Source organism: Moorena sp. SIO3E8 (assembly GCF_010692445.1).
Taxonomy (GTDB): Bacteria; Cyanobacteriota; Cyanobacteriia; order Cyanobacteriales; family Coleofasciculaceae; genus Moorena; species Moorena bouillonii.
Window position 1 is genome coordinate 1 of sequence record NZ_JAAHHM010000110.1, and the last position, 22,083, is coordinate 22,083.

Annotated in this window: 25 protein-coding genes and 1 pseudogene; 17 read left to right on the forward strand and 9 right to left on the reverse strand. The window is 42.8% G+C overall.

What is annotated here, in order from left to right; genetic code table 11:
* Nucleotides 1-369 precede the first annotated feature (369 nt).
* On the reverse strand, nt 370-492 hold the full coding sequence (locus tag F6K46_RS29835; RefSeq protein WP_293117633.1) for a hypothetical protein: 123 nt from the start codon (nt 490-492) through the stop codon (nt 370-372).
* A gap of 276 nt (nt 493-768) precedes the next feature.
* On the opposite strand from F6K46_RS29835, the gene F6K46_RS29840 reads away from it, so the two are divergent.
* From F6K46_RS29840 to F6K46_RS29870, 7 genes are all read left to right on the forward strand, one after another.
* Nucleotides 769-1,011, forward strand: coding sequence for a hypothetical protein (locus F6K46_RS29840; protein WP_293064451.1), 243 nt, complete (start codon nt 769-771; stop codon nt 1,009-1,011).
* A 252-nt stretch (nt 1,012-1,263) separates the two neighbouring features.
* A complete protein-coding gene (locus tag F6K46_RS29845) occupies nt 1,264-1,977 on the forward strand; it encodes a hypothetical protein (RefSeq protein ID WP_293064454.1) in 714 nt (237 codons plus the stop codon).
* 111 nt (nt 1,978-2,088) lie between these two features.
* Nucleotides 2,089-2,607: a nucleotide disphospho-sugar-binding domain-containing protein gene (locus tag F6K46_RS29850; protein WP_366510806.1), complete on the forward strand. Its 519-nt coding sequence runs from the start codon at nt 2,089-2,091 to the stop codon at nt 2,605-2,607.
* 119 nt (nt 2,608-2,726) lie between these two features.
* On the forward strand, nt 2,727-3,584 hold the full coding sequence (locus F6K46_RS29855; protein ID WP_293064456.1) for a phytanoyl-CoA dioxygenase family protein: 858 nt from the start codon (nt 2,727-2,729) through the stop codon (nt 3,582-3,584).
* Between the two features lie 154 nt (nt 3,585-3,738).
* On the forward strand, nt 3,739-3,891 hold the full coding sequence (locus F6K46_RS29860; RefSeq protein WP_293064460.1) for a hypothetical protein: 153 nt from the start codon (nt 3,739-3,741) through the stop codon (nt 3,889-3,891).
* Nucleotides 3,892-4,189: 298 nt separating this feature from the next.
* A complete protein-coding gene (locus F6K46_RS29865) occupies nt 4,190-4,918 on the forward strand; it encodes an MBOAT family O-acyltransferase (protein WP_293064463.1) in 729 nt (242 codons plus the stop codon).
* Between the two features lie 398 nt (nt 4,919-5,316).
* Entirely contained in the window at nt 5,317-7,245 is a 1,929-nt protein-coding gene (locus tag F6K46_RS29870) for an ABC transporter ATP-binding protein (RefSeq protein WP_293064465.1), read from the forward strand.
* Nucleotides 7,246-7,480: 235 nt separating this feature from the next.
* On the opposite strand, the gene F6K46_RS29875 is transcribed toward F6K46_RS29870, so the two are convergent.
* Both F6K46_RS29875 and F6K46_RS29880 read right to left on the reverse strand, forming a co-directional pair.
* Complete coding sequence (locus tag F6K46_RS29875; protein ID WP_293064467.1) at nt 7,481-7,732, reverse strand: CopG family transcriptional regulator; 252 nt, start codon at nt 7,730-7,732, stop codon at nt 7,481-7,483.
* Between the two features lie 258 nt (nt 7,733-7,990).
* A complete protein-coding gene (locus tag F6K46_RS29880; protein WP_293064469.1) occupies nt 7,991-8,443 on the reverse strand; it encodes a DNA-binding protein in 453 nt (150 codons plus the stop codon).
* Between the two features lie 671 nt (nt 8,444-9,114).
* Here F6K46_RS29880 and F6K46_RS29885 point away from each other — a divergent pair.
* The gene (locus tag F6K46_RS29885) at nt 9,115-9,960 is read left to right on the forward strand and encodes a hypothetical protein (RefSeq protein WP_293064471.1); all 846 of its coding nucleotides are present in this window, start codon (nt 9,115-9,117) and stop codon (nt 9,958-9,960) included.
* A gap of 246 nt (nt 9,961-10,206) precedes the next feature.
* Here F6K46_RS29885 and F6K46_RS29890 read toward each other — a convergent pair whose 3' ends face one another.
* The gene (locus F6K46_RS29890; RefSeq protein WP_293064473.1) at nt 10,207-10,521 is read right to left on the reverse strand and encodes a hypothetical protein; all 315 of its coding nucleotides are present in this window, start codon (nt 10,519-10,521) and stop codon (nt 10,207-10,209) included.
* Between the two features lie 504 nt (nt 10,522-11,025).
* Here F6K46_RS29890 and F6K46_RS29895 point away from each other — a divergent pair.
* Entirely contained in the window at nt 11,026-11,853 is an 828-nt protein-coding gene (locus F6K46_RS29895) for a hypothetical protein (RefSeq protein WP_293064475.1), read from the forward strand.
* A gap of 5 nt (nt 11,854-11,858) precedes the next feature.
* Here F6K46_RS29895 and F6K46_RS29900 read toward each other — a convergent pair.
* Nucleotides 11,859-11,972: pseudogene (locus tag F6K46_RS29900) on the reverse strand (DNA-binding protein); the annotation flags it as partial.
* 137 nt (nt 11,973-12,109) lie between these two features.
* Complete coding sequence (locus F6K46_RS29905) at nt 12,110-12,298, reverse strand: hypothetical protein (protein WP_293064477.1); 189 nt, start codon at nt 12,296-12,298, stop codon at nt 12,110-12,112.
* A gap of 141 nt (nt 12,299-12,439) precedes the next feature.
* Between F6K46_RS29905 and F6K46_RS29910 the strand changes: the two genes are divergently transcribed.
* The 3 genes from F6K46_RS29910 (at nt 12,440) to F6K46_RS29920 (ending at nt 14,820) form a co-directional block, all read left to right on the forward strand.
* A complete protein-coding gene (locus tag F6K46_RS29910) occupies nt 12,440-12,685 on the forward strand; it encodes a hypothetical protein (RefSeq protein WP_293064479.1) in 246 nt (81 codons plus the stop codon).
* A 261-nt stretch (nt 12,686-12,946) separates the two neighbouring features.
* Nucleotides 12,947-13,810: a DUF4351 domain-containing protein gene (locus F6K46_RS29915; RefSeq protein WP_293064481.1), complete on the forward strand. Its 864-nt coding sequence runs from the start codon at nt 12,947-12,949 to the stop codon at nt 13,808-13,810.
* Between the two features lie 74 nt (nt 13,811-13,884).
* Complete coding sequence (locus F6K46_RS29920; protein ID WP_293064483.1) at nt 13,885-14,820, forward strand: Rpn family recombination-promoting nuclease/putative transposase; 936 nt, start codon at nt 13,885-13,887, stop codon at nt 14,818-14,820.
* Nucleotides 14,821-14,868: 48 nt separating this feature from the next.
* Here F6K46_RS29920 and F6K46_RS29925 read toward each other — a convergent pair whose 3' ends face one another.
* Nucleotides 14,869-15,873, reverse strand: a complete 1,005-nt coding sequence (locus F6K46_RS29925; RefSeq protein ID WP_293064485.1) for a BadF/BadG/BcrA/BcrD ATPase family protein — start codon at nt 15,871-15,873, stop codon at nt 14,869-14,871.
* Between the two features lie 144 nt (nt 15,874-16,017).
* On the reverse strand, nt 16,018-16,203 hold the full coding sequence (locus F6K46_RS29930) for a hypothetical protein (protein ID WP_293064488.1): 186 nt from the start codon (nt 16,201-16,203) through the stop codon (nt 16,018-16,020).
* A 265-nt stretch (nt 16,204-16,468) separates the two neighbouring features.
* Here F6K46_RS29930 and F6K46_RS29935 point away from each other — a divergent pair, with 265 nt between their 5' ends.
* The 5 genes from F6K46_RS29935 to F6K46_RS29955 all read left to right on the forward strand — a co-directional run bounded on the left by F6K46_RS29935 (nt 16,469) and on the right by F6K46_RS29955 (nt 21,754).
* On the forward strand, nt 16,469-17,125 hold the full coding sequence (locus F6K46_RS29935; RefSeq protein ID WP_293064491.1) for a hypothetical protein: 657 nt from the start codon (nt 16,469-16,471) through the stop codon (nt 17,123-17,125).
* A 36-nt stretch (nt 17,126-17,161) separates the two neighbouring features.
* Entirely contained in the window at nt 17,162-18,094 is a 933-nt protein-coding gene (locus tag F6K46_RS29940) for a DUF1822 family protein (protein WP_293064494.1), read from the forward strand.
* 69 nt (nt 18,095-18,163) lie between these two features.
* Entirely contained in the window at nt 18,164-18,400 is a 237-nt protein-coding gene (locus F6K46_RS29945) for a hypothetical protein (protein WP_293117636.1), read from the forward strand.
* A gap of 19 nt (nt 18,401-18,419) precedes the next feature.
* A complete protein-coding gene (locus F6K46_RS29950; RefSeq protein ID WP_293064497.1) occupies nt 18,420-20,798 on the forward strand; it encodes a CHASE2 domain-containing protein in 2,379 nt (792 codons plus the stop codon).
* Between the two features lie 158 nt (nt 20,799-20,956).
* On the forward strand, nt 20,957-21,754 hold the full coding sequence (locus F6K46_RS29955) for a DUF928 domain-containing protein (RefSeq protein WP_293064500.1): 798 nt from the start codon (nt 20,957-20,959) through the stop codon (nt 21,752-21,754).
* Between the two features lie 19 nt (nt 21,755-21,773).
* Here the strand turns inward: F6K46_RS29955 and F6K46_RS29960 are convergent, their stop codons facing one another.
* Nucleotides 21,774-21,911: a hypothetical protein gene (locus F6K46_RS29960; RefSeq protein WP_293064503.1), complete on the reverse strand. Its 138-nt coding sequence runs from the start codon at nt 21,909-21,911 to the stop codon at nt 21,774-21,776.
* Nucleotides 21,912-22,083: the final 172 nt, after the last annotated feature.

The window sequence follows — 22,083 nt, forward strand, 5'->3', positions numbered from 1 at the left end:
TAATACCATAAAGTTCCTGAGTCAGGCTGTGTCCTTAGCAGTCAGGCAGCGTTCTCACGAATTGTCTCTGATTCCGCTTTTGAAGTGAGTGGGGTGACTTTGTCAATCTCTACACCTGAATGCTTACATTTACTTTAAAAATTAGCTCTGATTGTAAACTTATCTAAATTAGTAGGAAAAACTACAGACCAAAGTGATGTAATAGTATATAAAACCGGAAATATGCTGTGTGAATTTCAATAAGCGCCCTCCGTTCTCAATGGGAGCATGTCACTTATGCAGAACATTTGTACTAAATATGGGTAATAGGTAATGGGTAATAGGCATTCGTCACAAGTTAAGGTTGTGTATCATTTGTCAATGACTTAGTTACAAAATGTTACTGGTTGTCAAAGTGCTTGCTAATTCAGGCTTTTGAGATTTTCCTGGTTTTGGCGATCGTGTTTCTTGGCAAGGCGATCGCCAGATACCCACTCCCCAAAGACAAGTCATTCAATCATCTGCAATCATTGGGTGTAAATCGTCAATGCCAATCACAAGCAGGTTCGACCCGTGGCGAATTTAATAATTAGATGGGGAAAGCGCACCTAAATAGATTGAAGGTAAGGTAAAGATTAATTAACAATACCTTGACAAAATTCATTCTGCCTTAACTTGTGATGAATGGGTAATAGGTAATAGGGGGAGCATGTCACTTATGCCGAATATTTGTACATTATCTATAGCCCCCTCATGGGTTTTAGCTTGCGCTAATGGTACATAGTACAAATGTTTTGCAACGCAAGACCTGCTCCCGTTCTCAATAATTCCGAGTTTAAGGCGGTTTGCATAACTATCAGGTACACAGGATTGTGTTCCCTCTTGCCTGTTCCCTCTTGCCTGTTCCCTGTTCCCAGATCCGCTGTTCCCTGTTCCCTAAAATCCAGAAATTTGTACCTAACTGAATTGCAAACCGCTGTAAGCTTTCAATGTCGTAGAGTGAATCAAGCATCGACCACGAAAAAGTCTTGACTATGGCACTTCATATAAGGTATTTTTTGGTCAATCAGGTACTGGTACACTTCAAACTTGAATTGGCTACAGGTTAATTGATCACAAAGGGAGCAGGTCTTGCGTTGCAAAACAGATGAAATATGTGCTATCTGAGCAAGCTAAAACCCATGAGGGGGCTATAGATAATGTACAAATGCTCTGCATAAGTGAGATGCTCCCATCAGGAAACCATGAGGTCTGTAGTTGTTATCCACAAAAAGAAGAAACTCCATGACTCATTTCGGTCTTATCTGTCCATCAGCAGCTGGGCATCTTAACACGATAATACCCTTAGGGCAAGAGTTAAAGCGACGTGGTCACCGCGTTACATTGGTAGGAGTCCCCATCACTAAAACAGGTTTTCAAACACAAGCAAAAACTTTGTCTGAAGGTTTAGAGTTTCAAGCAGTTTGGCAATCTGACCCTGCTCAATCATCTCCAGAGTATAGTTCTCAAAATGTAACCCAGAACTTTGAATTCTTGGAATTCTTGGCTCTACTTTCTAAACGGAAGGACATTGAGTCGCTGCGTAGCAAGATTGGCTGGGTACCCGGTCAGAGCGTAGTTTATCAACAGAGGTATCTCAGCCATGCTCCATCAGCTGTTAAGTCGGCAGGCATAGAAGCATTGCTCATTGATTCAAGAGCTTCAGCAGGAGCAACGATTGCTCAGCATCTTGATATTCCTTTTGTTAGCATATTTTGCTCAGTAATATCACATTCTGAAGCTACTATTCCTCCTTTTGGGACAACTTGGCCTTACAACCCTTCGTGGTGGGGGGGTCTTCGTAATCGAATCGGTTATACGTTTCTTAGTAAAAGAGATATTTCTGTCCTAAAAGTGATCAATTATTATCGGCAAACGTGGGGGTTGCCTCGACTTTCAAGTTTTGATGATGACTATTCTCCATTAGCTCAGATCACCCACCAAATTCCTGAACTATAATTTCCTAGGCAAAGCCTACCAAGACATTTTAATTTTACTGGGCCATACCATTATTCAGGAAACCGAAATCCTATATCTTTCCCCTAGGAAAAGCTAACTAATCAGCCTCTGATTTATGCTTCTTTAGGAAGCTTGTTAGGAGGTCTTCAGTGGGTTATAGAGGTGATGGCTTCAGCCTGTAAAGATCTCGATGTTCAGTTAGTTATCTCACGTGGTGGAATAAGTAACTGTGATTTTCCGGTGGCTCTCCCTAAAAATACATTGCTTGTCAATAATGCTCCCCAATTAGAGTTACTGCAAAAAGCAACTCTGACAATTACCCACGGCGGAATCAATACTGTTTTGGAGAGTTTATACAATGGATTACCCATGGTAGCGATTCCATTATTTGGCGATCAGCATGGCATGGCGGCTAGAGTTGTCTGGGCTGGTTGTGGGGAACTTCTACATTTAAGTAGACTGACGGTGAAAAGTTTTCACAAGACCCTTAAGAAAGTTTTAATGGAGGGATCTTATAGGAAGAGTGCTTTAGAGTTACAAGCAGCGATTAAGAAATCAGGAGGTGTTCAAAAAGCTGTTGATATTATTGAGGAGGCTATATCAACGAGAAAACCAGTATTATCCTGTTAAGTTTAGTAGAATGGACAGGGGTCAGTTGTAATGAGGTATAGAATTAAGTCATCTAAGCCTTGTGAATTGAGTCGCCTGAATGCTTCTACAGTTACGTTCATAGGAAGAAGGATTTGATCATGCAAACCGTTGGGTATTCTGAGCAACATAGCACTAGCCAAGCCAACTTTAATGAAGTTGAGCAGAAAGTTGCTTTTTTCGAGAAAGAAGGCTTTGTTGGTCCATTTACGCTGGGTCATACTCCTAGTCTACTCGCTCTACGTGATGGGATGAGCCAAGCCATAGGAGAATCTCAAGATCAAGATCAAGAACCTTCATCGCCTCCGAGCCAAAGCAATGCTAATGTTATGGATCGCAGGATTGCTCATACTACGTCTAGGTTAGTGTACGACCTCGCCACAGAACCTCGGATCTTAGATGATGTTGCAGATTTTATGGGGCCAAACCTCCTATTTTGGATGGCAGAAACTATTTCTAGAGAGCCTGGTCATGATGGTCATATCGTCGAAACGACCGGTCAAATTTGGCATATCGATATAATTAACGGTTGGATCAAAGGCGTTCATGTCTCGATCGCAGTGACCGAGATGACTATGAAAACGGGTTGTCTGCTGGTTATCCCTGGAACCCACAAGTACGATGCAGACCTTACTGCACTGGAGCAGGCAGGAGAGTGTGATCTCACTGATGCTGACAGTATGCTTAGGCTGGCTGATCGTATGCATCCAGAAAACGCACCTCATAAAATTGAAGCCATAGAGATGAAAGCAGGTCAGTACTGCTTTACCAGAGGTGGAATTTGGCATGGTGTCAGTCGAAACAATGACTCTCGAACTCGCTTCGGTCTGGTTGCTCGTTTTGCAAGACCTGATATTGAGGTCAGAGGTTTTGCCGGAAACCCTATTCCTTGCATCGTAGTACGTGGTGAAGATTCCCACCAACTAAATCTTCTGACAGATCCACCGAAAAACTCCTAGAAAACGGGCGTTGCGTGAGTCTTGGAATGATTTTAAGAGTGTAATGGTGCGCTTTCGGGATCTAATTTATTAAATTCGCCACGGGTCGCACCTGTGGAATCGGCATCTTGCGTGGAACTGGCATCTTACGTGGAACTGGCATCTTGCCAGTTTCATGCTTATTTTAGGGCAGGCAGGATGCCCACCCCACTCCTATTCATTCCCTAAACCTGTGGAATGGGCATCTTGCGTGGAACTGGCATCTTGCCAGTTTCATGCTTATTTTAGGGCAGGCAGGATGCCCACCCCACTCCTATTCATTCCCTAATTCAGCAACGCCAAAGCATGAGCGTTTGGGGGAATTAAAACTATTACCATCCTGCAACGCTTATTGTCGTAGGGTGTGCCATTGCTCGGGGTGACACACATTTGAATCTTGAGGGATACACTAAATTGATTCAACCTCTATGCTATTTAATTCTTACGGATTTATCTTCATCTTTTTGCCATGGGTATTGCTCGTATTCTCATTAGCTATACATTGGCAGAAGTGGTCACTAGCAGTGGGTTGCCTAATTAGTGCATCGCTTTTCTTCTATGGCTATTGGAATTATCGATACCTCATTTTGATCATTTCCTCAATTATTGGAAATTATTTGGTGATGTATTTAATTACTTTTCTAAGAAAAGCAAATGAAAAGGAGTACATCATCAAAACTATTTTTATAATTGGGATATGTGCTAACCTACTAGGGATTAGTTACTATAAGTATCAAGGTTTCTTTATAGAAAATATAAGTACAATTTTTGACCTAAACCTTGAGATACCAAAACTTGTACTTCCATTGGCAATATCGTTTTTTACATTTCAGCAGATTGCCTATTTGGTTGATGTCTATAAGGGCAGAATATCGGGTAACCATAGCTTTTGGAAATATTGCCTGTTTGTTACGTTTTTTACTCAGCTTATTGCAGGACCTATTGTTCGTTATCAGGCACTTATGCCACAGTTTTCCTTCCAGGAAAATCCTCGCCTTAATTCAGAGTCACTTGCCCTTGGCATCAGTATTTTTTCAGTTGGCTTATTCAAGAAATTTTTAGCTGATGCGATCGCAATTCATGGTGACCCAGTTTTTATGGCTGCATATAATGGTGAAGTTCTAAGCTTTTTCGAGGCGTGGTATGGAGCTTTAGCTTACACAATGCAATTGTATTTTGATTTTTCAGGCTATTCCGATATGGCAATCGGTATCGGAAATATGTTCGGGATTCGATTACCATTAAACTTTTTTTCTCCATATAAAGCAGCCAGCATTATTGATTTTTTGCGACGCTGGCATATGACATTTCTTTGATGAAGCTCATGTCACGGCCGATAGTGCCAAACTATATACTACAGATTTTATTGATTTTTTTGAGAGAAACATTTTACCAAGTTTAAACGTGGCTAAAGTCGATGTAGTCAACAATGAACAATCTTAACCATCTTATGCTGACTGTTTTTTACCAGACTCTATCCCTCGATTATGATAGTCTAATTCACCCTTCCACGACTACATTATTGGCGATAAGTCTTACAATTGTTTGTTCTTGGGGTATCGTACGCTACTTGTGGAGACAGCCTTCAAAGGAAACAGTAGATTTTAAAGGGACGGATTCTTCATCTGCTAGCAACTCAATTCAACCAAAGTTAGTTTTTAAACTTCTTCAATCGATAACAGGCTTTACCCAACTTTTCTCCTTTGATCATTGGGTGCCTAGATCTCAGAAGCTTCGGGAAACGCCCCTTCAACTCAAAGATCGCTCACCTTGGCAAGGGTATGAACTGTCCCAGGAAGATAAGAAAATTAATCCAGGAAATTGGATCTTATTGGTAAAAGAATTTGCTATTCGTTTTCGCTTGTTCTTCAAATATGTCTGGAATTACTGGTCCCCTTATGTCGCCATTGCCACCGCTAGTGCTGTCTGCATGATGGGTATGCCTGCTTACCAACTAGTTGCAGCCAATAAGCTAGGCACTGCTATTGATCAAGGAGCCCCTGTTCTTGTCCGTTCAGCAATCCAACTAGCTATCCTATTACCGATAGCCTTTGGCTTATACCTCTTAGGCAGTCGTTTGTCTGCTCGACTTTCTAGCCGTATTGCCAATGACATCCGATATGACTTATTTGTGAAACTGCAAACCCTTTCACACAACTTCCACAAACAGGCTCGACTCGGAAATTTGTTAACCCACTTTTCTGTAGATATTTATAAGATAGAGCCTATTTTAGGCCAGGAAATGATCCGCAGCGTTGGCGAAATAATCATGTTCCTAGTCAACTTAGGGATGATGATTCGCATTAGTAGCACTTTAACCATACTTGGCACTTTGCCTATGGTTGTAATGCTACCAATAACGCTGTATTTGATGATTAATATGACTAGGCGAGGTCTGAATGCAATTAACCAGAATGCATTAATGGTGGATGCGGTACAGGAGGGAATTCGTGCCCAACCGATGATCTCAGGATATGGCTTGCAAGCTTTATTTACAGGTTATTTCAGTGATGAGTTGAGAAAACTTGAGGACAAGAAAACTGAAGCTGTATTCAGCTTTCTTCTCTTTAAATATGCAGTAACATTCTCCGCTTACTTGCTTGATGCTTGGGTCATGGGAATTGGAGGAGTTTACGTTCTCTCTCACAAAATTACCATTGGAGCCTGGATCACTTTCTTTACCATTTCTCATGGTATGTACGAACTCTTAGGTCAATTGGTTAATCAGCGGATTGGTCGCTGGTTTGAAGCCAGCATAGGAATGCAACGAATTGATGAGGTACTCCAGCAACAGATTGAAATTATCGATGCTGTTGATGCTCATGCTTTGACTTCGTTTGAGAAGACAATTTGCTTTGAGCATGTGTCTTTTAGCTATAACAATGCACAGCGTCAATTGCACGACATTGATTTGTCTATAAAAGCTGGTCAATTTGTTGCATTTGTTGGTTCGAGTGGTGCTGGTAAGAGTACTGTGTTTAACCTGCTCATGCGTTTCTACAATGTCAGTGAGGGTCGGATAACTATTGATGGCAATGACTTACATAGCCTGACGCAGAAATCCCTGCGATCGCAAACCGGTATTGTATTGCAAGAAACGTTTCTGTTCAACACCACTATTATGAATAACATCCGCATCGCCCAGCCTGAGGCTACAGATGAAGATGTTTTTGCGGCTGCTCAAGCTGCCGAAATCCATGACTTTATCTTGAGTCTACCAGAGGGTTACCAAACCATAGTTGGCGAAGGAGGAGGACAGTTGTCTGGGGGGCAACGTCAGCGGATTGCGATCGCCCAGGCATTGCTTCATAGTCCGCCCATCCTGTTATTCGATGAACCCACCAGTAGTCTCTCGGCTGAGATGGCACATGCCATTAATCAAACCATTGCCTCCCTGGCAGGTAAACATACTGTGATTATGATTACTCATCAACTACAAGCAGCAATTCAGGCAGATTGTATCTTTGTTTTGGATCAAGGCCGATTGGTTGAGCAAGGAATTCACGAAGATCTATTAGCCCGTAACGGACACTATCGCTATCTCTGGAATATTCAACAGAGTCCTGAAAGGGGCGAGATAGAAACCAGCAGGAGCGATATAATTCTTTCAAATCTTGAAAAACAACTGTCCGCTGAAAGCTGAGCGCGATGCTAATATCATGTCAATAAGCTAATATTCTCGGCTCTTCCGTAGTTGACATATAGCTATGATCGGTCTATGTACGCGCGTTGTGCCCAATACGCAACGGTGGGCAGATACAGAACAGAAGTATGACCCCCCGGAGACGAAACCTTAGAGAGTGGAGCCTTATTACAAAGACTTGAAACTTTGACGCATAACCTATCGACCATAAAGGCTCCACTCTCTTACGGTAACTTCAAACCAGGCAATGTTGTTGATTTTGCAGAAGCGGCCTAAATAAGCTGGGGTGGAGTCCTTTTATCCCCATGATTTTCCCCGTTTTGTAGTGATTTGCTTTATGCGGGGATTGATTTTGATTGCGATTATACCTTTTAAGATAAGCTTTTAATGCTTTTAGGTAGAGTTCACTACGTGACAAGCCCATCTGTTGAGCAAGGGCTTCTGCTTCTTCAAAAACTGAGTCTGGAAGTGAAATTGCTGTTTTCATAGTGATCTTAGGAATAAGCCCTACTCTTTAAGTATACCTTGGTTATACCAAGAAGGATACACATCTTGTTTAATGAAATCTTTACTGGTTTGTCCTTCTTCCTTATGATTTCGATTGTGGTATTGGTCAGTTATTCCATTAAAAAATTAACAGATACTTTAGCAGGGCTATTTCATTATCTTTTCGGGGGGTGAATCGTTGCTGCAACGCCGAATTTTGAATTGATAATTTTGGATGGTCGCGAAGGGATTGACCCATTCAGCTAGTAGCCGGAAAACTCCCACCAATAAAGTGGATATCACTAAAGGTTTCAATCCACAAACGAGCACCACAATCCAGTGGATTATCCGGCTGATAAACAATCTTACACGGACCGAGGATTTCCACTTCATTGCCGTAGAGATTAGTACCCTTTCGTTTTACTGAAATCACTGGCTTCCGGTCTTGAGGGCTTTTCTTCATATTCGAGCCAATGTGATTGCGATTGACATTAATCTTCGCTAAAGCGGGAGGACGACTAGTGCGCCATTTGCCCTTGGGTCCACGATTACCTTTAGTAATTTGTGGCAAATCGTTGAACAGAGGAATAATCCAGAATTTACCGCTTTTATAGGCACCCCGCACCCGACCGTTCTCTAGGAGTTGGCGCAATCGTCGAGAAGAAATTCCTAATAGAGATGCTGCTTCAGTAGTTCCAACGCACTTGTTCATCAGTGGACTCTCCTTTAACTATTCCGATAATACTAGTTTAATGCAAAAAATAAAAATTGGCAATTTTTGGGAATCGGGAATCGGGAATCGGGAAGAAACGGAAGAGTTTAGGTGTAACCATTCAGCAGTCAGCAGTCAGCCGTCAGCCGTCAGCGCTGAGAGCTCAGAGCTGAGAGCTGATAGCTAGAGCTGATAGCTGATAGCTGAATGCTTACGTTTAGGTGTGGTAGGAAAATGCGCTTGCTTAGCGTGACCTACGGTCAATCGCGTAGCTTGCCCTTTTGGCCAAGGTCAATCCTATAGCAGCAAGGACTATGGCATATAGTTACGGACGGTCGATGCGATCGCAGTAGTCCAAATTGTTGCTTTACTGGGTGTGGGGTCTGGGGGTATGGGAAAAATAGAGGAGGTCAAGCACGTTGGTAGGAACGGTTGAATCAGATTGGTTAGGCAAAGTAACCGATCTTGGCTAATAAGCTTGGTAGTCTAACTTTTACACAATATCTGAAAAGAATACTTTATTAGTACAAAAGGTACCCTTAGGGGTACTGCAAAGTCTATGTTAAATAAGACATAAAGGAGGAAAGGCATTGCCTTTAAGGGATCAGATCCTTCTCAATCACTTTAAGAATAGCTAGATTCTTTAGACATATAAGTACTACGGTCATCAGATGCCAAATTACAAACAAGATCAAAAGCAAGATCAGAACCAACCAAAGCCACCAAAGCCACCTAGATCTTTAGTTAAGAATTTTTTATGGGTGGGAATCGGTATTGCAACACTTTTCATTACTGGTAAGGCAGCCATTTTTGGCTATCAGCAATGGCTATCTCATCATGAAGAACGAGTATTTCTGGAAACTATGGAAGACCTGATTATAAATAAAGACTTTGTCGAGTGTATGAACAAAGCTCTAGAAATTCCTGAAAGTTCTCACAACCATTATAATGCGCAATTTTTTTTTAATCAGTGTGCTCAAGGACAGTTGGACCAAGCCAATAAAGTGGTAAAAGCACAGGAGTTTAAACCAGTTGATGAAAATTATAAATTAGCCATTAACTTGGCCAAACAAATTCCTTCATCAACCTCTGTATATAATCAAGCTCAAGATGCGATCCTTAAGTGGAATGAAAATTTAAAAGAATTACTTGGAGTAGAAGGCTTTCCTGACGGTAACTATTTTTACCATCATGAGAAAGAATATAATAGATATATTATTATGGAAAAGCAAGGCAATACTATCTTAGGTGAACAATATTATTTTCAAAGTGATGCGGTCGCTTGTTTTAGAGGAGTTATACGGTGTAATATACTTGAAGAAGTAAGTCAAATTTCTGGTGGTATTGATGTTATACCACAGATCGAAAGTGTTGATCCAATAGATTTATCTAAGTGGTATCGAATAAGTTGGGATAAAGCGTCTAAGTCTAGCAATGAGGCTCTACAATATGCCTATAATAATAGGCATATGACTCTAGAATATTGTCGAAAAGAATTCGTCAAGCAAAGCCCTTGACAGACTTAGCAAATGGTTGAACAGAGGAATAATCCAGAATTTTCCGCTTTTATAGGCACCCCGGAGGCGATTTTTCGCTGTAATGCCAAACACAGCAAACAGGGAATAGATAAAAGGGCTGATATCTACATATTGGATATGCTCACCAGCTTTTTTACTTAAACCTAATCCCTCTTGCTGTACTAGCCGTTTAGCTAACAGTAAATAATTACCACCACGCTTTCACTTCGCACACAGAGTAAGCGACTATTCCATATTTGGAAGATCTGGCTTAATGCATACACTACAAGGATCTAGTGTGTCGTTTCCATTATTACCGCTACCAATAGTATCTTCATCAGTTAGGCAGCTGATATTCTTGCTCGAATGAAGACTACCATTGTAGTAATAATTTAGAAAACAGGAATCACCTTCTTGTTCTATAACAAAGCAATCTATATTATCACCACATGGGTCTTCCTGTGTATTGATTTCATCGGCGAGTGTTTTTACAGGTGCTAACCCGAACATTGAAAAGGCTAAAGAACTGCTCAACAAAATAGTCGAAAAATTTTTAAGCATAATACTAAGAACTTGAAATCGTTAGTCGCACACTTTAATCAGACATGATTTGTAATTGATTGTTCCCGCGCGACTAAAAAAAAATGGGGGAAGAAACTTATCTCCTCCAGAACTTACCCATAAAATCTACTTGTACGGTTAATTAAACCGCTGTATACGCTATCTATAGCGTATACAGCGGTTTACAATGTCTTGATGCAGTCGCTCATGGGGGAAACCACGGCAGTCGCTCATGGGGGAAACCCCCAAGACCGCGCTGCATCGCTTGCTGTTAGGTACTTTCGTTCTGGGTTTTTAGGGAGCAGGGACTAAGGCCGTGGGACAAGCTACGGGAACGGAGCAGGGAAGAGAGAAGACAATCGTGTGACCTAATCATTATGGCTCTTCCCTACTCTTAGTAGGGAAATCTAAAGTTGTAAGGAATGGCCTTTAAGGAATCAGATCCTTTTCAATCACTTGAGGAGTGGTTAGAATCTGTAGACATATAAATACTATAGTCATCAAATGCAAAATTACAAACAAGATCAGAAGCTAGTAAACCCGCAGAATCCACCTAGATCTTTAGTTAAGAATTTTTTATGGCTGGGAATCGGTATTGCAACACTTTTCATTACTGGTGAGGGAGTCATTTTTGGCTATCAGCAATGGCTATCTCATCAAGAGCAAACATTTGTGGAAACTATGGAAGACCTGATCATCAATCAAGACTTTGTCGAGTGTATGAACAAAGCTCTAGAAATTCCTGAAACTTCTCACCAATCGTATAATGCACGAGCTTTTCTAAATCAGTGTGCTCAAGGACAGTTGGCTCAAGCAGAGAAAGTGGTAAAAACTCAGGAGTTGAAACCAGTTGATGAAAATTATAAATTAGCCATTAACTTGGCAAAAAAAATTCCTTCATCAACGTCTGTCCATAATAAAGCTCAAGATGGGATCCTTAAGTGGGAAAAAAAGTGGAGACAATTAGTTGGAGTAGAAGGCTTTACTGATGGCATCTATTTTTATCAACACAACAAAGACTATAGTAGATATATTATTTTTAAAAAGCAAGGAAATAGTATCTTAGGGACAAGATATACGTTTCAAAGTGATGATATCCTTTGTTTTAAAGGAATTATACGGCGTAATATACTGGAAGATGTAACTGGAATTTCTTATGGCCTTGATTTTATACCACAGGTCGAAAGTGTTGACCCAATAAATTTATCGAAGTGGTATCGAATAAGTTGGGATAAAATCTCTACCTCTAGCAAGTATGCTCTACAATATGCTTATAACAATAAGCATCATCATATAGAATCTTGTCAAAAAGAATTCGAGAAAAACCCTTGACCGACTTAGCTAGTAGCCGGAAAAATACCACCAATAAAGTGAATATCACTGAAGGTTTCAATCCACAAACGAGCGCCACAATCCAGTGGATGATCCGGCTGATACACAATCTTACACGGAGCATTTATTTTCGGGAATCGGGAGTCGGGAATCGGGAATTGGGAATCGGGAATGCGATCGCATAAGCGCGGAAGCTGAGGCCTACGGCCAATCCCGTAGCGGCTCCAAGCTCCCATCGCACATAGCTATAAAAGTATTAATTAATTAATACCTGAAAACACAGGATTTTTCCCCACTCCACTACTCCCTCCCTGTTCCCTTTTGTATTAATCCCACTACCGATAGCAATTCTGATCACGAGTGAGGTACACAGGATTTGTTCCCACTCCCGACTCCCGACTCCCGATTCCCGATTCCCGAAAAAATTTGTTACAAAAGTTTTCAAAAAATGTTATAATGAAAGATTATTTGTGTTATAATAAAATTACCGTGGGCGCTAAAACGTTCCACGGTAAGAGCCAGCCGACAGTTTCTCCCGGCTACAGGCTGGCTCTGGAGCCCCAGTTAAGGAGATACCTAATATTTTATGTCGTACTCTCAACGCCTATATCCATGGGCGCTCATTCGGCTATTGCCGAAGATGCAGCGGGTGGTTGTTCGTCGTTTTCGGAACCGCTCTGATGCGGAGGGTCACTGGGTGCATCTCATATTTGTAAAAAAGATCGCAAGTCTCAGAAGTGTGGGGAGTGTGGGGAGTGTGGGGAGTGTGGGGAGTGTGGGGAGTGTGGGGAGTGTGGGGAGTGTGGGAATTTTCTCCCGAATTTTTGCCTAATTGCAAAACTGAGATGCACCCAGGGTCACTTGCAGGCTCTTAAACGACTGATGCCCGATGAAAAATTTATAATTATCTTCGATTTAGGAGACCCTATAGAGGGCGAGTCTATAGTCGAAGAATCTTAAGAAACAGGAAGTTTGGGAAGTCTGAAAAGCCCAGCTCTTCACTAATCAAATTTTAGTTGAACCCCATAAACAGCCCTGCAAAGTGGGGTGTGTGTAAGTCAATCATTCATCTTGATTCGGTCAATTGTATTGTATGGCAAAACCTGTAGATATTGGTAGCAAACGCCTAATCAGTCTCGCTCCTAATGCTTGGGTGCAATGGGTAACCGGTAATCCCCAAGTGCGGGCATCTCAGTTACTCGATGCTGAGTTTCAATGGATTAGTCGCGAAAGCGATGTCATTGTTAAAGCAAAGAGTCCTGAACACTCCGAATTTCTGATTCTCAATGAATTACAACTACGCTATGACCAGAAGATGCCTCAGCGAATGCGCAATTATGTTGCCTTAGCTGAGGAGAAATACAACCTATCCGCTTATCCAGTATTAATTAACATCTTGCCGCCCCCAGCCACGGTTACTATTGTTGACTGCTACGACAGGGAATTCATGGGATTAAAGGCTCGTCAAGATTATCGGGTAATTAATCTGTGGGAAGTAGAGGCTGAATTAGTATTAGAACAACCTTTGCCTCCCTTATTTCCATTTGTCCCAATTTTATTTGGAGGTGGTAGTGAATCAAAATTGCGCTCAGCGGTGCAGGCTTTACGAGCGGATCAAACTTTGAATCAACTAGAACCGCTCTTAGCGTTCTTTGCTAGTTTTGTTTTAGAGATACCCTTAATTCAACAAATCATGAGGTGGGATATGACAGTATTACGAGAATCACCCTGGTATCAAGAGATTTTACAAGAGGGTGTGGCTCAAGGCATTGAACAAGGCATCCAACAAGAACGTCGAGGGAGTTTAGAGCGCATCCTTAAACTGCGATTTTCAGAGATTCCTTCAGAGATATCCGTCAGAATTCAATCCTTAACTCTCGAACAATTAGAAGAGTTGATGGCCACAGCATTAACCGTTAACTCCCTAGATGAGTTTAGTCAAAATTTGCCTAATTAATTAAATAAGGCCACACCCCACTTCGACCGTGGGGTGGGCGTAAGTCAATAATTAGTCTTAATTGGATCAATTGTATGACAAAACGTGCAGATATTGGTAGCAAACGCCTAATCAGTCTCGCTCCTAATGCTTGGGTGCAATGGGTAACCGGTAATCCCCAAGTGCGGGCATCTCAGTTACTCGATGCTGAGTTTCAATGGATTAGTCGCGAAAGCGATGTCATTGTAAAAGCGTCTAGTCCTGAACACTCCGAATTTCTGATTCTCAATGAATTACAACTACGCTATGACCAGAACATGCCTCAGCGAATGCGCAATTATGTGGCCTTAGCTGAGGAGAAATACAACCTATCCGCTTATCCGGTATTAATTAACATCTTGCCACCTCCAGCTACAGTCACAATCGTTGACTGTTACGACAGGGAATTCATGGGATTAAAGGCGCGTCAAGATTATCGGGTAATTAATCTGTGGGAAGTAGAGGCTGAATTAGTATTAGAACAACCATTACCTCCCCTATTTCCATTTGTCCCGATCTTATTTGGAGGTGGTAGTGAATCGAAATTGCGGTCAGCGGTGCAGGCTCTACGAGCGGATCAAACCTTGAATCAACTAGAGCCATTGTTAGCTTTCTTCGCTAGCTTTGTTTTAGAGATACCCTTAATTCAACAAATCATGAGGTGGGATATGACAGTATTACGAGAATCACCCTGGTATCAAGAGATTTTACAAGAGGGTCTTGCTCAAGGGATTGAACAAGGGATTGAACAAGGGATTGAACAAGGGATTGAACAAGGGATTGAACAAGGGATTGAACAAGGGATTGAACAAGGCATCCAACAAGAACGTCGAGGCAGTTTAGAGCGCATCCTTAAACTGCGATTTTCAGAGATTCCTGTCGAGATATCCGTCAGAATTCAAGCCTTAACTCTCGAACAACTAGAAGAGTTGATGGCAACAGCATTAACCGTTAACTCCCTAGATGAGTTTAGTCAGCATTTGCCCAATTAATTAAATAAGGCCACACCCCACCTCGACCGTGGGGTGGGTTACTCTTGCCTATTGCCTATTGCTAGCATGCCTATTGCCTAGACTCCGCAATCCTAACAAACCGGCACCATAAGCAGGCTCATGGCGAGGCCAAATCACTTTAGCATTAGGGCTAAGCCTGACAAGGGATGATTCAAATTGCTGACGGATTGAGGAAAGACCATGCCAGACACTTCCGGTGGTTACTACTTCACATTGTGAGTCAGGGGTAAAGACGCTTTCAATTACAACTTGGGTAGCTTTTGCTAGTTGATTAACTGTATCTTCGATAATGCTAATGGCTACCTGATCGCCTTCAGCGGCTGCTTGATCCACAATTGGTGCTAAGGATGCAATTTCTTTGACTCCCCACCCTGGCTGATAAATAATATCTGTGATATAATTAAAGTTTGATAAGTTAAAATGGGTGGTGAAGCGCTCCTGAAGACTAGTTGCTCTTAGACTAGTTACTGCGCAGCCATCATAGGCGTTGATAGCCGCTCGTAATCCAGAGACGGCAATGTGATAGGCACTGCCAACATCTCCTAGGATATGTCCCCAGCCACCAACTCGCTTGGTGTTTCCCTGGGCATTGCGTCCAAAAACGATTGAGCCGGTGCCTGCGATCGCAACAACTCCCACAGGCTTACCGACTCCTCCCACTAAGGCAATCAAAGCATCATCACAAATAACAACAGTAGAGGGGAGTAATGCCCAAGTGACGGGAATTGTCTGACTTGACAACAACTGTTGGACGAAGCCTCGCACCACTTCTCTATCTCGTGGACGACCAACACCGGCTAATCCCAAACAAATGGCTTCCACTGTGACCGATTCCATGGACAGTTTAGCGGAAGCCTCTTGGGTAGCTAGGCGAATAGCTGATTCTATGGAGGCGAAAGCGGTTTTGATACCAACGGTGTGATAATTGGAGGCGTCGGCTTCTCCTCGACCTAGGATTTGACCTTGGTGGTTGAGGACTACACAAAGGGTTTTACTGGCACCGCCATCTATTCCGATTACACAGCTTTTCATCTATAGTTAGTTGACTCTAATGAAACTGGCAAGATGCCAGTTCTACGCACATTGACACTGGCAAGATGCCAGTTCTACCAAGATGCCAGTTCTACTAAGATGCCAGTTTAGCGATCGCATTCAAAACTAGCCAAAAGCCTACAATTAGTTGTTATCTGAGTCTTCTTGCTTGAGAAGGGCATCGACTAATACTGTGACTTGCACCAGGGAATTGATCACATCACTGGTTTTGGTAAAGGGTTTACCTTGATACTCGCAGTAGGCTGACCAAATTACAGGAATAGCAATAAGTCCGACTAGCCAACGCTTGATGATTTTAGGATTATACATGGGCAGGGATAAAAAACAACAGCCTCATCTGTTTTTGTTAACCCTCTCCAAGACCGATTCCATGCCAAATCATTGGTTTTGCCCCCCTAACCCCCCAAATCTGGGGGGAAAAAGTCACGAAAGTCCCCCAAGTTTGGGGGATTTAGGGGGCAATAGGTAAGTCCTGTTTAAAAAATTTTTTCCGACTTTGCATAGAATCCAGGGTTAGCCACCGTTAGTTATTTAGAAAGGTGCATCAAGGAGATGGATGAGATGGAGTTAACCTATGGACGAACTGGACGAACGACTACAACAGCTAGTGTTAGAAGCTCAAAAGCATCCCCCAAAAAGCCGTGGTCGTCGTCTAGCCCTGACTCGGCTGATTCACATGATTCAAGCATCCGGCAAATTATCTCGCAGGAGATCTGACACTCCCCAGGAGGTTTATGATGAAGCACTTCAAGAGACTTGGTTGCATGTGTTCAAAAAAATTGATACTTATGAACCGAGAGGTCCGGTGATTAACTGGATTAATAGTATCCTCAAGTGGCGGTTGATTGATGCCAAGAAACGACATACCAAAGGGGGAAAGGAGTACTCACTAGATGCACCAATAAACTCTTCCGATGGGGGTAAAGTCAATCAATCAGGTATGACCTATTTAGATACCGTTGCCCAACCAGAAGACACTCCGTTACCTTCACAGCTTATAGGTCAGTGTATTGAAGAAGACTCTGATGGGCTGTTTGCCAGCAAACACGTTAAAGGACATCCTAAAGCCAACTTCAGAACTATAGCTCTTTTATATCTAGACCGGAAGAGTTGGCAACAGACTGCTGTCGCAGTTGGGTTAAAGCCAAAGCAAGCGTCAACGGTGCAAAGTTTCTACTGGCGCTCTTGCAAGTATTTTTCTGACACGTTTAAGGAATACTTGCAGGAATAACTGACCAATAAGATTCAATTTATCGAAAGAGTAACCATGAATAACTTAACGGAAAAATTAGCATTTTCTGTGCCTATTACCAGAGATTGGTATCAACTAGCAGAAACCTTTAGTCGGGAACAGCACGAACCGGATAAAGCTCAAGACGTTTACCTAAATACATTAGCGGTTTATGCGGTAAATTTCTACTTACAACAGTGTCTGGAAGTAGAAACTGATTTACCAGCAAGTGATAGCAGCAATCCAGCCCTGCGATCGCTAATGAATGTATCCGACTTGATGGTTAAAGGTTGGGGTAAATTGGAATGTCGTCCTGTTTTACCTGGTGACCAAGTTTGTGACATACCACCAGAAAGTCGCCAAGACCGAGTTGGTTATGTGGTAGTAGAAATTAATCAACCAAGTAATCAAGCTAAACTGCTAGGATTTGCCAAAACTGCACTGGGAGGAAGCTTGGAGATTAGTAAAATCCAGTCTCTTGAGCAGTTAATTAACCAATTACCAGAGCAATTACCAGAGCTGGAATCAAATGTCGTAAAATTACTGGAATGGTTGAAGGGGAATTTTGAATTAGGTTGGCAGTCGGTTAACGATTTGCTGTCTCCACAACAACTGAGACCAGCATTTAGAAATACCGAATACCAGCAACAACGAGCTAAACCAATTGATTTATTTGATTTAGGGCTAGAACTAGCCGGTAATCCGGTCGTTTTAATTATTACTGTCGGAAAAATTGACAAGGAAACTGCCAGCGTTCGAGCACAGGTTTATCCTAGGGGTGAGACACTAACCTTGCCTGCGAATTTGAAACTATCGGTACTGACTGCAACCGGAGATATTTTTACCGAAGTAACCGCCAGAAGTAATGATGAATTCATCCAATATCAGTTTAATGCCCAACAGGGAGATGACTTCGGAATTCAGGTTTCTTTAGGTGAAGCTAGTGTAACGGAAAGGTTTCAGGTTTGATCGAGAGAGATATAGCAATTATTATTTTGTTGAGGAGCTTTTTAAGGCAAAAGGCAAGAGGCAAAAGCGATGCAGCGCGGTCTTGGGGGTTTCCCCCATGAGCGACTGCATCAAGACGGCAAGAGGCAAGAGGTTTTTCAGGGAATCAGCCTTGCCCTTAATAAGGGGCACTTTTCCGACTCCCCCCTTATTAAGGGGGGCTGGGGGGGATCGACCATTGGGAATTTTGTTCAGGCTTTTGATCCCCCTAAATCCCCCTTAATAAGGGGGACTTTGCGGACTCCTGCTATTCTTGGAAACACTTAAAATTGTCAAAAATAGATCAATGAAGAGGCTGTTAACGTTAATATTAGACGGAGAAATTGAGCAGGGGTTTGATGCCACCCTGGAAATTCGGCAAGGGGATCTTCATTCTCCGTCCCAAACTCGGATAAAAGGGCGGTTGTCGGGGAATCCAGACTTACTCAACTGTTATCGCCATTGGCAGCAACGGTATCTGAGTTTGGAAATGCTATTTCGTGCTCTGAGTGCCAATCCCGAACAGGTGACCAATTCATCCCAGCGGGGGGAAGCCTTTGCGGCTTGTCGGCAAGGGGCTGAGGTTTTGGAAGGGAGTCTTAATCACTGGCTCAATACTGACCCAGAGTTTCGCTCGATTCGGGATAAGTTATTGCGCTCGGGGAAAAAATATCAACTGCTGTTACAGACCAATAATCCCTGGCTGCGTCGGTTTCCCTGGCACCGCTGGGATTTACTGGCGGAAGCCCAGGCGGACGTTGCCCTGAGTGCGATTGAATACGATTGTCCCAACCCTGTTAAGCGCCAGACTACCCCCAAGGGCAAGGTGAAAATTCTGGCAATTTTGGGTCAGGGTGCCAATCTTAACCAGCAAGCTGATCAGCAGGCGTTGGAGGAGTTGGCGGGTCAGGCGGGGGCACAAATTACCTGGCGGCAGGAACCCCAGGCATCTGAGTTGAATCAGCAGTTATGGGAGCAGGGGTGGGATATTCTGTTTTTTGCTGGTCACAGTGGCACTTCCCAAGAGGGGCAGCGGGGGGAAATTCAACTCAATCAGACCGAACGGTTGACTATCGATGATCTGCGGTTTGCCTTGAAGAAAGCGATCGCACGAGGGTTGCAGTTAGCTATTTTTAATTCCTGTGATGGTCTCGGCTTAGCCTACCAGTTGGCAGCACAGCAGGATTTGTATTTGCCCCAGGTGATTGTGATGGCCGAGAAAGTGCCAGACCCAGTATCACCCAAGTTTTTGCGGTATTTTCTAGACGCTTACATCCGGGGTGAGTCTCTGTATAGCTCCGTGGCAGAAGCACGGGAAAAATTACATGGCTGGGAACAACAGTATCCCTGTGCCAGTTGGTTACCGGTGGTTTGCCAAAACCCTACCGTTCAACCCCCCACTTGGAAAGAATTACGCTATGGTCCGATCAACCAGTCTCCTTGGCAGTTACCCCGCACGGCTGTGATTGCCAGTTTTCTGGTTACCCTTGCCCTGATGGTGGTGCGGCCATTGGGGGTAATCCAACCCTGGGAGTTACAGGCTTATGACCAATTTATGCGCTGGCGACCCGACCAAGGGGTTGACCCGAGGCTGTTAGTGGTTGAAATAACTGAAGAGGATTTTCAGTATCAGGATGACCAGGGTATGAAGCGTAAGTGGTCCCTGTCTGATGCGGCTTTGGCTCAACTGTTGGATAAATTACAGGCTCATCACCCTCGTGCCATTGGCTTGGATATCTATCGGGATTTTCCGGTCAGTCAGGAGTATCAGGATTTGGCTAATGGCTTGCCAAGGATGGATAACTTTTTTGCTGTCTGTCAAGCTAGTAACCCCACTCGTAACTATGGTGGTATTGCCCCACCCCCAGAAGTGCCACCGGAACGTTTGGGCTTTACGGATGTGGTGATTGACTCCGATGGCGTACTGCGCCGTTATCTTTGGTATGCTAGCTTTAACCGTGATTCCCCTTGTCAGACTGAGATGTCTCTAAGTTTGCAGTTAGCACTACATTACTTAGCTGCAGAGGGGATTGACCCTAAGGTCACACCAGAGGGTGAGGTGCAATTAGGGGAAACCACGTTAAGGTCGTTGCCTGGTTATGCCGGTAATTACTCCGGAACGAGTAATGCTGGCTATCAGATGCTACTGGATTATCGCACTCCTGGTGATATCGCCCAAAGGGTTACCCTAAAACAGATTCTAACGGATCAATTTGAACCGAGTTGGGTTAAAGACCGGGTAGTTTTGATTGGTGTTACTGCCCCTAGCATTAAAGATGATTTTGCCACTCCTTTTAGTCAGGATTCAAACCAGACTATGCGTGGTGTCTTTATTCAGGCTCAGATGGTTAGTCAGATTCTGAGTGCGGTCAAAGATGGACAACAACCGTTATGGATATGGTCCGAGTGGGGAGAGTTTTTGTGGATTTGGGCTTGGGGGAGTCTAGGGGGTTTCTTGGTTTTGCTCTGTAAACGACTCTTTCATTGGGTGGGAGTGGGTATCGCCAATCTGGTAGTTTTATCTGGTGTTTGCTTTATTTTCTTTATTCAAGGTTGGTGGATACCATTAATCCCTTCGGCTTTAGCTTTTGTGGCTACAGGGATAATTGTTGCTTACAAGAGGACTGTATTGGTTAGTTGCTCGGTTTTGGGTAATTTCCAAAAGGAATTCCAGTGCTTTGCATAGTTTACGACTATAACACTGTTAAATAAATAGATTAATCTTAGACCGCCTCAAAATTGCAGGTGGTTTAGATGACTGGTTCCTTAGTTTCAGGGTTGCATCTTGATTAAGAGCTTGATTACATAGGTAATCTCTTAACTAAATTAGGGATGTATTATATCATGAATCGTAATAAATTTCGTCTACAAAAGGTAATTATTGCTCTGACTCTGAGTTGGGCATTTAGTTTAGAATCTCACCTAGTTAAAGCTATAGAGGAAATTGAACCCCTAACTAACTTGCTCAACCAAGGGGAAAACTCCTTAACCCCTATAGCTGAATTGCCAGTTCCAGTTAAATTAGAGCTTACTCTACCTCCTAAAGGAGCCCCTGGTAAACGTAAAGGTGCAGGCAGTAGGACTGACTGTCCCTTTGAGGAATTTATTGCTTTGGTACCTGGGACTAATTTCGGCTTAACTACTAGTGAACGTCCTACCTTTTGGTTTTATGTTCCCTATTCCGATAACAATAAACTTGAAGCCAAGTTTTGGCTGCATAATAAGCAAGGTAATCAAATCTACGAAGAAACGTTCAGGCTCCAAAATACGCCGGGAATTGTTAAAATTACTCTACCGGAAACGGTTTCACCACTTGTTGTTGAAGATTTATATCGTTGGCATTTCTCTGTGATTTGCAATGGCAGTGGCCTATTAAAGGATGATTTCGTTAGTGGTGGAATTGAAAGATTATCGATCAGTTCTGATTTAGAAAAGCTAGAGGGCAAGAATCGCCGGGAGCATATTGCTGTTTATGCTCAACAAGGATTGTGGTTTGATGCCCTAACTGCTCTAGCTGAACTGCGTTTGGCTAATCCCCAGGATAAAAGACTGGCTAAGGATTGGGCAGATTTATTGCAGCAGGTGGGTTTGGAAGACATTGAATCAAAACCCTTAGTTGATTGTTGTGCTACTGAAAATTAACGGGGAAAGGGGGAACTTTTTAACATAAAAATCCTCCTGTTACCTGTTCCGTTCTTTTCTGTGTGATGGCCATCAAATTTCCAAAATTTAGATTAATTATCCTTCTGGCTTTGTTAGCTAGTTTCTCAGCACCGTTGCTAGGTAATGTTTCAACCATATTCCTTTCTTCAGCATTAGCTCAAACTTCAGAAAGCCGTAAAGCCAGGGCTATTTCATTCTAAAAATGCGCTTGAGTGTGTCTAGTCCAAATTGGCAGTATCGCTGTGCTTGAGCCATATTGGAGAAGCCATTGGAGCGATAGATATTCAGCGCAAAATTACGAGCAACTG

What these genes read in the sequence shown, in the direction of transcription:
- F6K46_RS29845 (WP_293064454.1), top strand. Translation starts at nt 1,264, where the DNA reads ATGACTCATTTCGGTCTTATCTGTCCATCAGCAGCTGGGCATCTTAAC.
- F6K46_RS29855 (WP_293064456.1), top strand. Translation starts at nt 2,727, where the DNA reads ATGCAAACCGTTGGGTATTCTGAGCAACATAGCACTAGCCAAGCCAAC.
- F6K46_RS29930 (WP_293064488.1), bottom strand. Translation starts at nt 16,203, where the DNA reads ATGTATAATCCTAAAATCATCAAGCGTTGGCTAGTCGGACTTATTGCT.
- F6K46_RS29920 (WP_293064483.1), top strand. Translation starts at nt 13,885, where the DNA reads ATGACAAAACGTGCAGATATTGGTAGCAAACGCCTAATCAGTCTCGCT.
- F6K46_RS29835 (WP_293117633.1), bottom strand. Translation starts at nt 492, where the DNA reads ATGACTTGTCTTTGGGGAGTGGGTATCTGGCGATCGCCTTGCCAAGAA.
- F6K46_RS29910 (WP_293064479.1), top strand. Translation starts at nt 12,440, where the DNA reads ATGTCGTACTCTCAACGCCTATATCCATGGGCGCTCATTCGGCTATTG.
- F6K46_RS29915 (WP_293064481.1), top strand. Translation starts at nt 12,947, where the DNA reads ATGGCAAAACCTGTAGATATTGGTAGCAAACGCCTAATCAGTCTCGCT.
- F6K46_RS29860 (WP_293064460.1), top strand. Translation starts at nt 3,739, where the DNA reads ATGCTTATTTTAGGGCAGGCAGGATGCCCACCCCACTCCTATTCATTC.
- F6K46_RS29875 (WP_293064467.1), bottom strand. Translation starts at nt 7,732, where the DNA reads ATGAAAACAGCAATTTCACTTCCAGACTCAGTTTTTGAAGAAGCAGAA.
- F6K46_RS29890 (WP_293064473.1), bottom strand. Translation starts at nt 10,521, where the DNA reads ATGCTTAAAAATTTTTCGACTATTTTGTTGAGCAGTTCTTTAGCCTTT.
- F6K46_RS29840 (WP_293064451.1), top strand. Translation starts at nt 769, where the DNA reads ATGTTTTGCAACGCAAGACCTGCTCCCGTTCTCAATAATTCCGAGTTT.
- F6K46_RS29880 (WP_293064469.1), bottom strand. Translation starts at nt 8,443, where the DNA reads ATGAACAAGTGCGTTGGAACTACTGAAGCAGCATCTCTATTAGGAATT.
- F6K46_RS29955 (WP_293064500.1), top strand. Translation starts at nt 20,957, where the DNA reads ATGAATCGTAATAAATTTCGTCTACAAAAGGTAATTATTGCTCTGACT.
- F6K46_RS29925 (WP_293064485.1), bottom strand. Translation starts at nt 15,873, where the DNA reads ATGAAAAGCTGTGTAATCGGAATAGATGGCGGTGCCAGTAAAACCCTT.
- F6K46_RS29945 (WP_293117636.1), top strand. Translation starts at nt 18,164, where the DNA reads ATGCAGCGCGGTCTTGGGGGTTTCCCCCATGAGCGACTGCATCAAGAC.
- F6K46_RS29950 (WP_293064497.1), top strand. Translation starts at nt 18,420, where the DNA reads ATGAAGAGGCTGTTAACGTTAATATTAGACGGAGAAATTGAGCAGGGG.
- F6K46_RS29935 (WP_293064491.1), top strand. Translation starts at nt 16,469, where the DNA reads ATGGACGAACTGGACGAACGACTACAACAGCTAGTGTTAGAAGCTCAA.
- F6K46_RS29885 (WP_293064471.1), top strand. Translation starts at nt 9,115, where the DNA reads ATGCCAAATTACAAACAAGATCAAAAGCAAGATCAGAACCAACCAAAG.
- F6K46_RS29960 (WP_293064503.1), bottom strand. Translation starts at nt 21,911, where the DNA reads ATGGTTGAAACATTACCTAGCAACGGTGCTGAGAAACTAGCTAACAAA.
- F6K46_RS29895 (WP_293064475.1), top strand. Translation starts at nt 11,026, where the DNA reads ATGCAAAATTACAAACAAGATCAGAAGCTAGTAAACCCGCAGAATCCA.
- F6K46_RS29940 (WP_293064494.1), top strand. Translation starts at nt 17,162, where the DNA reads ATGAATAACTTAACGGAAAAATTAGCATTTTCTGTGCCTATTACCAGA.